Origin of the sequence: Streptomyces fodineus (genome assembly GCF_001735805.1) — a bacterium.
Classification (GTDB): domain Bacteria; phylum Actinomycetota; class Actinomycetes; order Streptomycetales; family Streptomycetaceae; genus Streptomyces; species Streptomyces fodineus.
The window spans coordinates 1,537,786-1,552,072 of sequence record NZ_CP017248.1 but is presented as its reverse complement, the minus strand read 5'-3'; the positions used below and the strand labels follow the sequence as shown (position 1 = coordinate 1,552,072).

Here is a 14,287-nt window from a genome sequence, read left to right as displayed (position 1 = left end):
GGCCACCCTCCGGCGAGGAGGGTGCCCGCGTCCGAAGCCCCGCAGGGTCAGCGCTTCTTCGGGTCCAGCAGGCCCGCGCGGCGCAGTGCGTCGGCCATCGCGCTGTTCGCGGGCGGCGGGGCCTGGCGGCCGCCCCGGTCGCCGCCGCCACGGCCCTGCCGCTGGCCCTGACCCTGGCCGCCCTGGCGCTGCTGGGGCGGCCGTCCGCCACCGCGCTGCTGCCGTCCGCCGCCCTGGCCGCCCTGCGGGGCCGCCTCGTCGTCCAGGCGCAGGGTCAGCGCGATCCGCTTGCGCGGGATGTCCACGTCCAGGACCTTCACCTTGACGATGTCACCGGGCTTGGCGACATCGCGCGGGTCCTTGACGAACGTCCTGGACATCGCCGACACGTGCACCAGACCGTCCTGGTGGACGCCGATGTCCACGAACGCGCCGAAGGCGGCCACGTTCGTCACCACGCCCTCCAGGATCATCCCGGCGGACAGGTCGGAGATCTTCTCCACGCCCTCCTTGAACACGGCGGTCTTGAAGGCCGGACGCGGGTCGCGCCCCGGCTTCTCCAGCTCCTTGAGAATGTCCGACACCGTCGGCAGACCGAACGTGTCGTCCACGAAGTCGGACGGCTTCAGCGAGCGCAGCACACCGGTGTTGCCGATGAGGGAGGCCACCTCCTGGCCGGCCGCCTTCACCATGCGGCGGACCACCGGGTAGGCCTCGGGGTGCACGCTGGAGGCGTCCAGCGGGTCGTGGCCGCCGCGGATGCGCAGGAAGCCCGCGCACTGCTCGTACGCCTTCGGGCCGAGCCGCGCCACCTTCTTCAGCTCCGAACGGGACGCGAACGGGCCGTTCGCGTCCCGGTGCGCCACGATGTTCTCGGCGAGGCCCGAGGAGATGCCCGACACTCGCGAAAGCAGCGGTACGGACGCGGTGTTGACGTCCACGCCGACGCCGTTCACACAGTCCTCCACCACCGCGTCCAGCGAGCGCGACAGCTTCACCTCGGACAGGTCGTGCTGGTACTGGCCGACGCCGATGGACTTCGGGTCGATCTTCACCAGCTCGGCCAGCGGATCCTGCAGGCGCCGGGCGATGGAGACCGCGCCGCGCAGCGACACGTCCATGCCGGGCAGCTCCTGCGAGGCGTACTGCGACGCCGAGTACACCGACGCGCCCGCCTCGGACACCATCACCTTGGTGAGCTTCAACTCCGGGTGTTTGGCGATCAGTTCACCGGCGAGCTTGTCGGTCTCGCGGGACGCCGTGCCGTTGCCGATCGCGACCAGCTCGACCGCGTGCTCCTCGGCGAGCCGCGCCAGCTTGGCGAGGGCCTCGTCCCACTTGTTGGCGGGGACGTGCGGGTAGATCACGTCCGTGGCGACGACCTTGCCGGTCGCGTCGACCACGGCGACCTTCACGCCCGTACGGAAACCCGGGTCCAGACCCAGCGTCGCGCGCGTGCCCGCCGGGGCGGCCAGCAGCAGGTCGCGCAGGTTCGCCGCGAACACGTTCACCGCCTCGTCCTCGGCGGCCGTACGCAGCCTGAGGCGCAGGTCGATGCCGAGGTGTACGAGGATGCGGGTGCGCCAGGCCCAGCGGACGGTGTCCGTCAGCCACTTGTCGGCGGGGCGGCCCCGGTCGGCGATCCCGAACCGGTGCGCGACCATGCCCTCGTACGAGGACGGACCCTCCGTGGGCTCCTCCGGCTCCAGGACGAGGTCGAGGACCTCCTCCTTCTCACCGCGCAGCATCGCGAGGATGCGGTGCGAGGGCAGCTCCGTGAACGGCTGGGCGAAGTCGAAGTAGTCGGCGAACTTCGCCCCCGCCTCCTCCTTGCCCTCCCGCACCTTGGCGGCCAGCCGCCCGCGCACCCACATGCGCTCGCGCAGCTCGCCGATCAGGTCGGCGTCCTCCGAGAAGCGCTCGGTGAGGATCGCCCGCGCGCCGTCCAGGGCGGCCTGCGGATCGGCGACGCCCTTGTCGGCGTCCACGAACGCGGCCGCGGCCGCCAGCGGCTCCACCGCAGGGTCGCCCAGCAGGCCCTCCGCCAGCGGCTCCAGACCTGCCTCGCGCGCGATCTGCGCCTTGGTGCGCCGCTTGGGCTTGTAGGGGAGGTAGATGTCCTCCAGCCGCGCCTTGGTCTCGGCGCCGCGGATCCGGGCCTCCAGCTCGTCCGTGAGCTTGCCCTGCTCGCGCACCGACTCCAGGATCGCGGCCCGCCGCTCCTCCAGCTCCCGCAGATAGCGCAGCCGCTCCTCGATCGTGCGCAGCTGCGCGTCGTCGAGCATCTCGGTCGCTTCCTTGCGGTAGCGGGCGATGAAGGGCACGGTGGAACCGCCGTCGAGCAGTTCCACCGCGGCCTTCACCTGCCGCTCCCGTACGCCGAGTTCCTCGGCGATCCTGCCTTCGATGGATCCTGCTTCGATGGATCCGGGTGTCGTCACGATCCCGTACCGCCTTCTCCACTGAGGTTGCGCGGCAATTGTGGCAGGTGACACCGACAACCGGGGATCAGGGCGCCACCCCGGCGGGCCGCCGGGCCGTTTCTTCGGCCCGGTTTCCGCCCGCGGTGGACTGCGGGTATCGCACCGACGGGCCCTCAGGTGCGGTCATGGCAGAAATGGTGGGAAACACGTCATTGCGGCCATCGGCCCGGCAGCGAAGAATCGGAGACATGCCGCAGCGCACCGTCCTCTTCGTCCTCTTCGACGGCGTCCAGAGCCTCGACGTCACCGGTCCGCTCGAGGTGTTCGCCGGCGCCGAGAAGAAGGCGCCGGGCACCTACCGGGTCCGTACGGCCTCCCTCGACGGCCGCCCGGTGCGCACCTCCAGCGGGCTGACCCTCGTACCGGACGAGGCGCTCACCGAGGCCGCCGACCCGCACACCCTGCTGGTCCCCGGCGGCGCGGGCACGCGCGTGCCCGACCCGCGGCTGATCGCCTGGCTGCGCGCCCGCGGACCGCGCGTCCCGCGGCTGGTCTCGGTGTGCACGGGCGCCCTCCTGGTCGCGGCTGCCGGTCTCCTCGACGGCCGCCGGGCCACGACCCACTGGGCGTACTGCGACAAGCTCGCCCGCGACCACCCGGCCGTCGCCGTTGACCCGGAGCCCATCTACGTCCGGGACGGGCACGTCGCCACCTCGGCCGGGGTGACCTCGGGCATCGACCTGGCCCTCGCCCTGGTCGAGGAGGACCTGGACCGGGACGTCGCGCTGGCCGTCGCCCGGCACCTGGTGGTCTTCCTGCGCCGGCCCGGCAACCAGGCGCAGTTCAGCGCCCAGCTCGCCGCGCAGACCGCCCATCGGGCGCCGCTGCGGGAGGTCCAGCGCTGGATCAGCGAGCACCCGGCCGGTGACCTCACGGTCGATTCGCTCGCCGCCCGCGCCCGGCTCTCACCGCGCCACTTCGCCCGCGCCTTCCGGGAGGAGACCGGCATGACACCGGGCCGCTACGTCGACCGGGTCCGCCTGGAACACGCCCGACGCCTGCTGGAGGACACCGGCGACACCATCGAGGAGATCGCCCGCGCCAGCGGTTACGGCACCCCCGAGGCCATGCGCCGCGCGTTCATCAAGGCCTTCGGTACGGCCCCGGCCGAGTACCGCCGCCGGTTCCGCCCGGCCCTGGCCCGCTGAGCCTGCCAACGACCACTGAAGGGACCCCCGTGCAGATCGCCATCGTCGTCTACGACCGTTTCACCGCCCTCGACGCCATCGGCCCGTACGAGATCCTCTCCCGCCTGCCCGGCGCCGAGACCGTGTTCGTCGCCGAGCGCACCGGTCCGGTCCGTACCGACACCCGTGCGCTCGCGGTCGTCGCCGACCGGTCGCTGGGCGAGGTCACGCGGCCGGACGTCCTGGTGGTTCCGGGCGGCCCGGGACAGAGCGGGCTGATGGACCACCGGCCGCTGCTGGACTGGCTGCGCACCGTCGACGCGGCCAGCACCTGGACGACCTCGGTGTGCACGGGTTCGCTGCTGCTCGCCGCCGCGGGGCTCCTGGACGGCCGCCGGGCGACCTCGCACTGGCTGGCCCTCGACCAGCTGAGCCGGTTCGGCGCCGAACCGGCTCAGCAGCGGGTGGTGGCGGACGGAAAGTACGTCACCGCCGCCGGTGTCTCCGCGGGCATCGACATGGCCCTCACTCTGTCCGGCCGCATCGCAGGCGACGAGCACGCCCAAGCCGTTCAGCTCGCCACGGAGTACGACCCGCAGCCGCCCTATGCCGCCGGTTCCCCGCGCACGGCCCCCGCTCCCGTCGTCGAGGCGATGCGTGCCCGGAGCCGTTTCATCCTGACGTAGACACGCTCCAGGTGAAGTGCGGCTTGCGCCGCTCCAGGAACGCCGCGACGCCCTCCGCGGTGTCGGGGTTGCCGCGAGCCTGCTCGGCCCAGTGGCCGTCCCGGTCGGTCCGGCCGCCCGCGAACTCCTTCGCCGCGGCCTGGGTGAGCTGCGAACGGGAGACCAGGACCCGGGTCAACTCCGCGACCCGCTTGTCCAGTTCGCCCTCGGGCAGCACCTCGTCCACCAGCCCGGTGGCGAGCGCCCGCCCGGTGTCGATCAACTCGGCCGTGAACAGCAGGTACTTGGCGGTGGCCGGGCCGACCAGCGACACCAGCCGCCGGGTCGAGGAGGACGCGTAGACGATGCCCAGCCTCGCCGGTGTCACCCCGAACAGCGCGCCCTCCTCCGCCAGCCGCAGATCGCAGGCCGCGGCGAGCTGGGCCCCGCCGCCCACACAGTGTCCGCGCACGGCGGCCACGGTCGGCTTGGCGAACGCCGCCAGGGCCTCCTCCGCCACCACCGCGAGTCTCTGTGCCTCCTCCGGCGAGCCCCGCAGCGTGCTGATGTCGGCACCCGCGCAGAACGTTCCACCCTCACCGGTCAGCACCAGCGCCCGTACCCCGGGGTCACGCGCGAACGCCTCCAGCAGTGGCGGCAGCGCCCGCCACATCGCGGCGGTCATGGCATTGCGCTTGGCCGGGTTGCGGATGACGACGGTGGCGACGGCGCCTTCGACGTGATGCGACAGCTGGGGCTCCATGCGCGGATCGTATCGGGCAGCCCCGCGCTCCCAGGGGCTTCCCCGGGCCTCGGCCGAGATCGACGCGGTGGGTAACGGAAACCTGTCGAAAGGGGCGAAAATGGAAGGAGGTGGCGAAACGGTGAAGATCGAGGAGGCGGCGATGGCCAAGACCGGCAAGCGCGAAGAAAGCGCGACCAAACTCCACCGCGGCTTCAGCCTGCTCGCCGTGCTCGGCGTGATTCTCGTCCTCGGCGGACTCGTCGGCCTCGTGTACACCGGCGTCGCCACGCTCACTTCGATGCTGCTGTTCGGCTGGCTGCTGCTGATCGGCGGGATCGTCGGCCTGCTGCACGCGGTCCAGGCCCGCGGCACCAGCTTCTTCTGGCTCGGCGCCGTCGTCGCCGCCCTGAACATCGCCGCCGGCATCGTCGTCATCCGGCTGCCGCACGCCGCGGCCGCCGCGCTCAGCATGTTCGCCGCGCTGCTGTTCCTCTCCGCGGGCCTCTTCCGGCTGGCCGGCGGCCTGGTCGTGCGCGGACCGCAGCTGGGCTGGACCCTGCTGCTCGGCGCCTTCGATCTACTGCTGGGAATCCTGGTCCTCGGCTCCTGGCCGAGCAGCAGCCAGTATGTGATCGGCGCCTTCTTCTCGCTCGCCCTGCTCTTCGACGGCCTCGGCCTCGTCGCCACCGGCTACGGTGGGCGCCGTATCGTCGGGCTCGTCTCGGACCAGGAGCGGGCCAAACCCGTACCACCCGATTAGTTCGGGAACCGGCTTCGCCGGCGACAGGAACCGTCCCCACACGTGACCGTGTCATACGCACTCGGTCAGAAAGCGCTCGATACCCGCTGACTTGTGTTCAGGCGCCCGGACCGGTGCGGGTGGTTACCAACACTCGACGTGTGGTGACAATCGAGCGCGAGGGTGGCGACCGGACGATGGACAACCACGGGCGCGGGGAAGACCCGCGCCCAGCGGGGGGCGCCGAGCGGCCGCCCGATCCACTGCCGTACGAGGGCGTCTGGCGGTTCACCGCCGCCGCGGTCGACGCCTCGGTCCCGCAGGCCCGGCACGCCGTACGGGACCTGCTGCTGCGCCAGGGCGTGCCGGTCTCCGACGAGCTGGTGTACGGCCTGCTGCTGATCGTCTCCGAGCTGGTCACCAACGCGGTCCGGCATGCGGCGCTGCTGTCGCCGATGCTGGCCGTGGAGGTCGCCGTCGGGGCGGAGTGGGTGCGGGTGTCCGTCGAGGACAACCACCCCTATCGCCCGACCGCCCTGGAGGCCGACCACGCCCGGACCGGCGGCCGGGGCCTGCTCCTGGTGCGTGAGGTGGCGCGGGAGGCGGGCGGGACGGTGGATGTGGAGCACACCGCGAGCGGCGGCAAGGTGATCTGGGCCGCCCTGCCGCTCAAGCCCGCGCCGCTGCCGTAGCGGCGCAGGTCGGGCGACGCTGTCGTAGAACCACAGGCCCGCGACGCGGATGGGGCGCCGCAGGCCCGTGCGGTGTGTCGTGGAGCCGCTCACCAGCCCGCGGACTGGCCCGTCAGCTCTCTGATCGCCGGACGGGCCGCGTCCAGGACGGTCATGAACCAGGCCGAGAACGGGTCGCGGGTGTGGCGCTCGGCAAGCTCGGCGGCTGTCACGAAGGCGGTCTGGGCGACCTCCTGCGCGTCCGGTGCGAGCGGCGCCTGCACCAGGCCGACGAACAGGTGGTTGTACTCCTGCTCGACCAGGCCCGAGGCCGGGTCCGGGTGGTTGTAGCGAACCGTGCCGGCCTCCGCCAGCAGCGACGGGGACACGCCCAGCTCCTCGAACGTGCGCCGGGCCGCGGCGGCGAACGGCGCCTCGCCCGGGTACGGGTGGCCGCAGCAGGTGTTGGACCACACACCGGGGGAGTGGTACTTGCCGAGCGCCCGCTGCTGGAGCAGCAGCCTGCCCTGCTCGTCGAAGAGGAACACCGAGAACGCGCGGTGCAGCTGTCCTGGCGGCTGGTGGGCGGCGAGCTTCTCGGCCGTACCGATCGTCATGCCCTTCTCGTCGACCAGTTCCAGCAAAATCGCCTCCGCAGTGCCATTCGACGAGCTGTGTGTCGCGGTGGCAGGTGTGATCGGCATACCCATCCTTCGCCTCGGTCTTCGCACCCCAAGTCTGCCGTACGAATCCGGCACTCCCGGCACTTCCCGGCACGTCCGCGCGCGGCGCGGCGCCGGAAGCCGGACCCGGTAGATCATCGTGCCCGGTCAGGGGATCACAGAACCGCACAGGGCGGGTGTCGAACATGTGTGCGTGCTGTCAGTGGCACAGCCGCGCTTCGTGCTCCGCGTGGCCGCCCGGCTCCAGCTGGAAGGTGCAGTGCTCCACGTCGAAGTGATCGCCGAGGCAGCCCTGCAGCTCGTGCAGCAGCTTCTCGTGGCCGATGGCGCTGAGCGCCTCCGAACTGACCACCACATGCGCCGACAGCACCGGCATCCCGGAGGTGATCGTCCAGGCGTGCAGATCGTGTACGTCCTCCACGCCGTCCAGCGCCAGGATGTGCGCCCGCACCTCGGCCATGTCGACGTTCTTCGGGGCCGCCTCCAGCAGCACGTCCAGCGTCTCGCGCAGCAGCTTCAGCGTCCTCGGCACGATCATCAGCCCGATGACCAGCGAGGCGACCGGGTCGGCGGCCTGCCATCCGGTGGCCAGGATCACCGCGGCCGCGATCAGTACCGCGAGCGAGCCCAGTGCGTCCGCGGCGACCTCCAGGAAGGCGGCGCGCACGTTCAGGCTCTCCTTCTGGCCGCGCATCAGCAGGGTCAGCGAGACCGAGTTCGCGACCAGGCCGATCAGACCGAACACGATCATCAGGCCGCCGCGGGTCTCCGCGGGCGTCACGAACCGCTGGACGGCCTCGTACAGGACGTATCCGCCGACCCCGAGCAGCAGCACACAGTTGGCCAGGGCGGCGAGGATCTCGGCGCGCGCGTAGCCGAAGGTGCGATTCGCGCCCGCCGGGCGGTTCGCGAAGTGGATCGCGAGCAGGGCCATGCCGAGGCCCACCGCGTCGGTCGCCATGTGCGCCGCGTCCGCGATCAGCGCCAGCGAGTCCGCGACCAGGCCGCCGACGATCTCCACGATCATGATCGTGAGCGTGATGCCCAGCGCGATCCGCAGCCGGCCCCGGTACGCGGCCGCGGCCGTACCCGTGGGCGGCGCGTGGCTGTGCGCGTGTCCGTGGTCGTGCCCTGCCCCCATGACAACCGTCCTTCCGTGTTCTGTCCTGCACGGCCCAGTGAACTACGGGTGGGGGGTATGGGGCAACGCGGCACTGAACACCGTTGTCATGTGCCCTGACCTGCGGAAACGTTCCGCAGGTCAGGGCGGGTGGGGTGACGGGGCGGACGGGTGGGGCAGGGTCGCTGGCCGGTTCACCGGCCGTGGGGCGGTTGCGAGCTTCGCCAGCCCTGCTGGGCTTGTTCCCCCATCTTGTGCTCGCCCCGCCGACCTCGTCAGCCGTCGGCGGCGCGAGCACACGCCCGCGACCGTGCGCCTCGTGCTGGAGGTGGGCGGGGCTCGCCCCGGCCGGTCTACTGGCCGTGGTGCAGCTGCCAGCCCTCCCAGGCCGACTCCACCATCTCGTGCACGCCCCGGCGGGCCCGCCAGCCCAGTTGTTCGGCGGCCCGGTCGGCGGAGGCGACCGCGCGTGGCGCGTCTCCCGGCCTGCGCCCCTCCACCACGGGCTCCCGGCGGTCGCCGGTGACCTCGCCGATGGTCGTGATCAGCTCGCGTACCGAGACGCCCTCGCCCCGCCCGATGTTCAGCGTCAGATCGCCGGCCGGAGAAGCGTCGGCGAGCCGGTGGGCCGCCGCGAGGTGGGCCTCGGCGAGGTCGGCCACGTGGATGTAGTCCCGGACACAGGTGCCGTCCGGGGTCGGATAGTCGGCGCCGAAGATCCGCGGGGCCTCGTCACGGGTGAGCCGGTCGAAGACCATCGGCACGATGTTGAACACGCCCGTGTCCGCCAGCTCCGGCGCCGCCGCGCCCGCCACGTTGAAATAGCGCAGGCACACCGTGGAGATGCCGTACGCCCGCCCGGCCGCCCGCACCAGCCACTCACCGGCCAGCTTGGTCTCGCCGTAGGGGTTCACCGGGGCGCACGGGGTGTCCTCGGTGATCAGGTCCACGTCCGGGTTGCCGTACACCGCCGCCGACGAGGAGAACAGCAGCCGCCGGATCCCGGCCCCGGCGACCGCGTCCAGCAGCGTGGCGAGGCCGCCCACGTTCTCCCGGTAGTACCGGGTGGGCTCGGCCACCGACTCGGCGACCTGCTTGCGTGCCGCGAGGTGGACGACGCCGGTGACGCCGTACTCCTTGAAGACCCGCTCCAGCCGCGCGCCGTCCAGCGTCGAGCCCCGGACGAGCGGGACGTCCGCCGGGAGCCGCTCGGGCACCGCCGCCGACAGGTCGTCCAGCGCCACGACGCTCTCCCCGGCGCCGGCCATGGCCCGTGCCACATGCGCCCCGATGTATCCGGCACCGCCGGTGATCAGCCACGTCATGGTCGCCCACCCTATGCGGTGCCGACCGCGCCCGAGGGGTGCGGGACTGTCTCGACATGCGGCTTTTGCCGCGTGGGCGCGACCAGCCGCACGTGACCCGTACCCGGCACACGACATCGCACGACGAGCCGGTGACCGACGCGCTGTCCCGGTTGCCCGGGTCTGCGCCGACCGGTTTGTGGGTCGGGCCCCGGATCCCCGATGATGATCGCGGCGAAGGCCGGGGCAGCCCCCGTGGGCCGGGCCGTGAACGGCCGGTGAACAAGGGTTCCCGCCCATCGGATAGCCTCTGCCGACATGCCGCCCGGGTGCCGCAGGCAGGGCGCCCCATCACGTAAGAGACCGGTGCCGCGCGCCGGCACCCAGGGAGTGAGTTCGGTTGCCGACCGCCATCGTCACCGGTCAGCCGGTCCCCGGATCGTCCCTCGGGGACGATCTGCGGTCGCTCGGCTTCGACGTCCGGGTGGCAGTGGGCTCCGCCGAGGCCGAGACCCTGCTCGCCGCCGCCGGTGACCGCGTGGCCCTGGTCGACGCCCGCTTCGTGGGTCATGTGCACGCGCTGCGCCTCGGCCTGACCGACCCGCGCTTCCCGCTCTCCGCCGTCCCCGGCGCCGTCACCGCCCAGCCGGCCGCCCGGCAGGCGCTGACCCGGGCCGTGGTCCGCGAGACCTCAGCCGGCGGCGGTGTCGCACTCGCCGTGGACAGCCTGGCCGACCGCATCGTCACCGCCCTCGACGCCGACGGCTGCGAGGTGCACCGGCCGCAGCTCGGCAGCCTGGTCGCCGCCGTCCCCGCCGACCCGCAGGCCCGCAACGAGGCACGCCAGGCCGTCGCCGCCGTGGACGACGAGGCCGTACGCCTGACGTCGGCCGTGAAGTCCCGCGACGGATTCTTCACCACCTTCTTCATCAGCCCGTACTCGCGCTACATCGCCCGCTGGTGTGCCCGCCACGGACTGACCCCGAACCAGGTCACCACGGCCTCGCTGCTCACCGCGCTGATCGCGGCGGGCTGCGCGGCGACCGGCACCCGCGGCGGCTTCATCGCGGCCGGTGTGCTGCTGATCGCCTCGTTCGTCCTGGACTGCACCGACGGCCAGCTCGCCCGCTACGCCCTGAAGTACTCCACGCTCGGCGCCTGGCTGGACGCCACCTTCGACCGGGCCAAGGAGTACGCCTACTACGCGGGCCTCGCCCTCGGAGCGGCCCGCGGCGGCGACGACGTGTGGGCCCTCGCCCTCGGCGTGATGGTCCTGCAGACCTGCCGGCATGTGGTCGACTTCTCCTTCACCGAGGCCAGCCACGACGCCACCGCCGACACCAGCCCCACCGCCGCCCTCTCCGGCAAGCTGGACGGCGTCGGCTGGACGGTGTGGGTGCGCCGGATGGTCGTTCTGCCGATCGGCGAGCGCTGGGCGCTGATAGCGATCCTGACGGCGGCGACGACCCCGCGGATCACTTTCTACGTCCTGCTGAGCGGCTGCGCCGTCGCGGCGGCCTACACCACGGCGGGCCGGGCGCTGCGGTCCCTGACCCGCAAAGCCCGCCGCACCGACCGCGCCGCACGGGCACTGGCGGGCCTCGCCGACCGCGGACCACTGGCGGACGCCCTCGAGCGGGTCGCGGGGCGCGGCCTGCGCGGTCTCGCCGTCCCCGCGGTCGCCCTGCTCGGCGGCGCCGCGGTCGTCGCCTGCTCGGCCCTCACCGGATCCGGCTCGGTGCTGCCGGTGATCGGCGCCCTGGTCTACGCCCTCACCTCGGCCCTCGCCACCGCCCGCCCCCTCGAGGGCGCCCTCGACTGGCTGGTCCCGTCCTTCTTCCGGGCGGCCGAGTACGGAACCGTGCTCGCCCTTGCCGGTAAAGCCGGGGTAAACGGTGCTCTTCCTGCGGCTTTCGGCCTGGTGGCCGCCGTCGCCTACCATCACTACGACACGGTGTACCGCATCCGCGGCAACGCCGGAGCACCCCCGGCGTGGCTGGTGCGCGCCGTCGGGGGGCACGAAGGGCGGACACTGCTCGTCACCGTCCTCGCCGCGGTGCTCGCCGCCTCGCAGTTCACGGTCGCGCTCACGGTTCTCGCCGTGGCCGTCGCCCTCTTGGTGCTCTTCGAGAGCATCCGCTTCTGGGTGTCCGCAGGGGCGCCCGCCGTACACGACGAAGGAGAAACCGCATGATCGGCCTCGTGCTGGCGGCCGGCGCCGGACGGCGTCTGCGCCCCTATACCGACACCCTGCCCAAGGCTCTGGTGCCGGTGGGGCCCGCGGGCATCGAGGGCGAACCGACGGTCCTGGACCTCACCCTCGCCAACTTCGCCGAGGTCGGCCTGACGGAGGTCGCGATCATCGTCGGCTACCGCAAGGAGGCCGTCTACGAGCGCAAGGCGGCCCTGGAGCAGAAGTACGGCCTGAAGCTCACCCTCATCGACAACGACAAGGCCGAGGAGTGGAACAACGCCTACTCCCTGTGGTGCGGTCGTGACGCCCTCAAGGACGGTGTGATCCTCGCCAACGGCGACACCGTGCACCCGGTCTCCGTCGAGAAGACGCTGCTCGCCGCGCGCGGCGAGGGCAAGAAGATCATCCTCGCCCTGGACACGGTGAAGAGCCTGGCCGACGAGGAGATGAAGGTCGTCGTCGACCCCGCGAAGGGCATGACGAAGATCACCAAGCTGATGGACCCCGCCGAGGCGACCGGCGAGTACATCGGCGTCACCCTGATCGAGGGCGACGCCGCCCCCGAGCTGGCGGACGCGCTGAAGACGGTCTGGGAGACCGACCCGCAGCAGTTCTACGAGCACGGCTACCAGGAGCTGGTCAACCGCGGCTTCCGGATCGACGTGGCGCCGATCGGCGACGTCCAGTGGGTCGAGATCGACAACCACGACGACCTCGCCAAGGGACGGGAGATCGCGTGCCGCTACTGACCCGGCTCATTCCCTCGCCGGTCGTCGTGGACATCCGCCCGGGTGCCCTGGACGACCTGGCGGGCGTCCTCGCCGACGAGCGCGTCGCGCAGTCCGGCCGGCTCGCCATCGCCGTCAGCGGCGGCTCCGGCGCCAAGCTGCGCGAACGCATCGCCCCCTCGCTGCCGGGTGCCTCCTGGTACGAGGTGGGCGGCGGCACCCTCGACGACGCCATCCGCCTGGCCGGCGAGATGAAGTCCGGCCACTACGACGCCGTGGTCGGGCTCGGTGGCGGCAAGATCATCGACTGTGCCAAGTTCGCCGCGGCGCGCATCGGCCTGCCCCTGGTCGCCGTACCCACGAACCTCGCGCACGACGGCCTGTGCTCGCCGGTCGCGACCCTCGACAACGACGCGGGCCGCGGCTCCTACGGCGTGCCGAACCCGATCGCGGTCGTCATCGACCTGGACGTCATCCGTGAGGCACCGGCCCGCTTCGTCCGGGCCGGCATCGGCGACGCGATCTCCAACATCAACGCGGTCGCGGACTGGGAGCTGTCCAACCGGGTCAACGGCGAGAAGATCGACGGTCTCGCCGCGGCCATGGCCCGCCAGGCGGGCGAGGCGGTGCTGCGCCACCCCGGTGGCATCGGCGACAACGAGTTCCTCCAGGTGCTCGCCGAGGCGCTGGTCCTCAGCGGCATCTCGATGTCGATCTCCGGTGACTCCCGGCCGTCCTCCGGCTCCTGCCACGAGATCAACCACGCCTTCGACCTGCTGTTCCCCAAGCGGGCGGCCGCCCACGGCGAACAGTGCGGGCTCGGCGCGGCCTTCGCGATGTATCTGCGCGGTGCCCATGAGGAGTCGGTCCACACGGCCGAGGTGCTGCGCCGGCACGGGCTTCCGGTGCTGCCGGAGGAGATCGGCTTCACCGTGGACGAGTTCGTCCGCGCGGTGGAGTTCGCCCCGGAGACCCGCCCCGGCCGCTACACGATCCTCGAACACCTCGACCTCAAGCCGAACCAGATCAAGGACATCTACGCCGACTATGTCAAGGCCATCGGTAGCTGAACTCCGTCCGGTCGTCCACCCCGCGGGGGTGAAGGACCGGCGCAGCGGTGAGCACTGGGCGGGACGCCTCTACATGCGCGAGGTGTCCCTGCGCGTCGACCGCTACCTGGTCAACACCAGGGTCACGCCGAACCAGCTCACGTACCTGATGACCGTCTGCGGTGTGCTCGCGGCCCCGGCCCTGCTGGTGCCGGGGATCGCGGGCGCCGTGCTCGGCGTGGTCGCCACGCAGCTGTATCTGCTGCTCGACTGCGTCGACGGCGAGATCGCCCGCTGGAAGAAGCAGTACTCGCTCGGCGGGGTCTACCTCGACCGCGTCGGCGCCTACCTGACCGACGCGGCCGTGCTGGTCGGCCTCGGCCTGCGCGCCGCCGACCTGTGGGGCAGCGGCCGCATCGACTGGCTGTGGGCGTTCCTGGGCACCCTGGCCGCGCTGGGCGCCATCCTGATCAAGGCCGAGACCGACCTGGTGGGCGTCGCCCGGCACCAGACCGGCCAGCCGCCGGTCCAGGAGGCCGCCTCCGAGCCGCGTTCCTCCGGCATGGCGCTGGCCCGCCGGGCCGCCTCGGCGCTGAAGTTCCACCGCCTGATCCTCGGCATCGAGGCCTCGCTGCTGATCGTCGTCCTCGCGATCGCCGACCAGATCCGCGGTGATCTGTTCTTCACCCGGCTCGGTACGGCCGTCCTCGCCGGCATCGCCCTGCTGCAGACCGTGCTGCACCTGGTGTCCATCCTCGCCTCCAGCAGGCTGAAGTGAG

At 72.1% G+C, this 14,287-nt stretch carries 13 protein-coding genes; 8 read left to right on the top strand and 5 right to left on the bottom strand.

Going from position 1 to position 14,287, the window contains the following annotated elements; genetic code table 11:
* Nucleotides 1-47: 47 nt before the first annotated feature.
* On the bottom strand, nt 48-2,441 hold the full coding sequence (locus BFF78_RS06520; RefSeq protein WP_069777400.1) for a Tex family protein: 2,394 nt from the start codon (nt 2,439-2,441) through the stop codon (nt 48-50).
* Between the two features lie 230 nt (nt 2,442-2,671).
* On the opposite strand from BFF78_RS06520, the gene BFF78_RS06515 reads away from it, so the two are divergent.
* Together BFF78_RS06515 and BFF78_RS06510 are read left to right on the top strand one after the other, a co-directional pair.
* A complete protein-coding gene (locus tag BFF78_RS06515; RefSeq protein WP_069777399.1) occupies nt 2,672-3,631 on the top strand; it encodes a GlxA family transcriptional regulator in 960 nt (319 codons plus the stop codon).
* Between the two features lie 29 nt (nt 3,632-3,660).
* Nucleotides 3,661-4,296, top strand: coding sequence for a DJ-1/PfpI family protein (locus tag BFF78_RS06510; RefSeq protein WP_069777398.1), 636 nt, complete (start codon nt 3,661-3,663; stop codon nt 4,294-4,296).
* Here BFF78_RS06510 and BFF78_RS06505 read toward each other — a convergent pair.
* Nucleotides 4,283-5,038, bottom strand: coding sequence for an enoyl-CoA hydratase/isomerase family protein (locus tag BFF78_RS06505; protein ID WP_069777397.1), 756 nt, complete (start codon nt 5,036-5,038; stop codon nt 4,283-4,285). The two genes, BFF78_RS06510 and BFF78_RS06505, sit on opposite strands and share 14 nt — an antisense overlap.
* A gap of 142 nt (nt 5,039-5,180) precedes the next feature.
* Between BFF78_RS06505 and BFF78_RS06500 the strand changes: the two genes are divergently transcribed.
* Both BFF78_RS06500 and BFF78_RS06495 read left to right on the top strand, forming a co-directional pair.
* The gene (locus tag BFF78_RS06500; protein ID WP_069783416.1) at nt 5,181-5,780 is read left to right on the top strand and encodes an HdeD family acid-resistance protein; all 600 of its coding nucleotides are present in this window, start codon (nt 5,181-5,183) and stop codon (nt 5,778-5,780) included.
* Nucleotides 5,781-5,956: 176 nt separating this feature from the next.
* Nucleotides 5,957-6,451: an ATP-binding protein gene (locus tag BFF78_RS06495; RefSeq protein WP_069777396.1), complete on the top strand. Its 495-nt coding sequence runs from the start codon at nt 5,957-5,959 to the stop codon at nt 6,449-6,451.
* A gap of 89 nt (nt 6,452-6,540) precedes the next feature.
* Here BFF78_RS06495 and idi read toward each other — a convergent pair whose 3' ends face one another.
* The 3 genes from idi to galE form a co-directional block, all read right to left on the bottom strand.
* Nucleotides 6,541-7,134: an isopentenyl-diphosphate Delta-isomerase gene (gene idi, locus BFF78_RS06490; protein ID WP_069777395.1), complete on the bottom strand. Its 594-nt coding sequence runs from the start codon at nt 7,132-7,134 to the stop codon at nt 6,541-6,543.
* 178 nt (nt 7,135-7,312) lie between these two features.
* On the bottom strand, nt 7,313-8,254 hold the full coding sequence (locus BFF78_RS06485; protein ID WP_069777394.1) for a cation diffusion facilitator family transporter: 942 nt from the start codon (nt 8,252-8,254) through the stop codon (nt 7,313-7,315).
* A 332-nt stretch (nt 8,255-8,586) separates the two neighbouring features.
* Nucleotides 8,587-9,558 carry a UDP-glucose 4-epimerase GalE gene (galE, locus tag BFF78_RS06480; protein WP_069777393.1) on the bottom strand — a complete coding sequence of 324 codons (972 nt, stop codon included), beginning with the start codon at nt 9,556-9,558 and terminating at the stop codon, nt 8,587-8,589.
* Between the two features lie 379 nt (nt 9,559-9,937).
* Here galE and BFF78_RS06475 point away from each other — a divergent pair, with 379 nt between their 5' ends.
* Genes BFF78_RS06475 through BFF78_RS06460 form a run of 4 tightly spaced genes read left to right on the top strand, consistent with a single transcriptional unit; the run spans nt 9,938 to nt 14,286 of the window.
* Nucleotides 9,938-11,731 carry a DUF5941 domain-containing protein gene (locus BFF78_RS06475; RefSeq protein ID WP_069777392.1) on the top strand — a complete coding sequence of 598 codons (1,794 nt, stop codon included), beginning with the start codon at nt 9,938-9,940 and terminating at the stop codon, nt 11,729-11,731.
* Nucleotides 11,728-12,480, top strand: a complete 753-nt coding sequence (locus BFF78_RS06470) for a phosphocholine cytidylyltransferase family protein (RefSeq protein WP_069777391.1) — start codon at nt 11,728-11,730, stop codon at nt 12,478-12,480. The genes BFF78_RS06475 and BFF78_RS06470 overlap by 4 nt, the downstream gene beginning before the upstream one ends.
* The gene (locus BFF78_RS06465) at nt 12,468-13,529 is read left to right on the top strand and encodes an iron-containing alcohol dehydrogenase family protein (RefSeq protein WP_069777390.1); all 1,062 of its coding nucleotides are present in this window, start codon (nt 12,468-12,470) and stop codon (nt 13,527-13,529) included. Before BFF78_RS06470 ends, BFF78_RS06465 begins: the two co-directional genes overlap by 13 nt.
* Nucleotides 13,507-14,286, top strand: a complete 780-nt coding sequence (locus BFF78_RS06460) for a CDP-alcohol phosphatidyltransferase family protein (RefSeq protein WP_079161168.1) — start codon at nt 13,507-13,509, stop codon at nt 14,284-14,286. Before BFF78_RS06465 ends, BFF78_RS06460 begins: the two co-directional genes overlap by 23 nt.
* Nucleotide 14,287: the final 1 nt, after the last annotated feature.

Bases quoted from the DNA above. Each gene is read 5' to 3' on its own strand.
- galE (WP_069777393.1), bottom strand. From the start codon at position 9,558: ATGACGTGGCTGATCACCGGCGGTGCCGGATACATCGGGGCGCATGTG.
- BFF78_RS06495 (WP_069777396.1), top strand. From the start codon at position 5,957: ATGGACAACCACGGGCGCGGGGAAGACCCGCGCCCAGCGGGGGGCGCC.
- BFF78_RS06460 (WP_079161168.1), top strand. From the start codon at position 13,507: ATGTCAAGGCCATCGGTAGCTGAACTCCGTCCGGTCGTCCACCCCGCG.
- BFF78_RS06505 (WP_069777397.1), bottom strand. From the start codon at position 5,038: ATGGAGCCCCAGCTGTCGCATCACGTCGAAGGCGCCGTCGCCACCGTC.
- BFF78_RS06515 (WP_069777399.1), top strand. From the start codon at position 2,672: ATGCCGCAGCGCACCGTCCTCTTCGTCCTCTTCGACGGCGTCCAGAGC.
- idi (WP_069777395.1), bottom strand. From the start codon at position 7,134: ATGCCGATCACACCTGCCACCGCGACACACAGCTCGTCGAATGGCACT.
- BFF78_RS06485 (WP_069777394.1), bottom strand. From the start codon at position 8,254: ATGGGGGCAGGGCACGACCACGGACACGCGCACAGCCACGCGCCGCCC.
- BFF78_RS06500 (WP_069783416.1), top strand. From the start codon at position 5,181: ATGGCCAAGACCGGCAAGCGCGAAGAAAGCGCGACCAAACTCCACCGC.
- BFF78_RS06470 (WP_069777391.1), top strand. From the start codon at position 11,728: ATGATCGGCCTCGTGCTGGCGGCCGGCGCCGGACGGCGTCTGCGCCCC.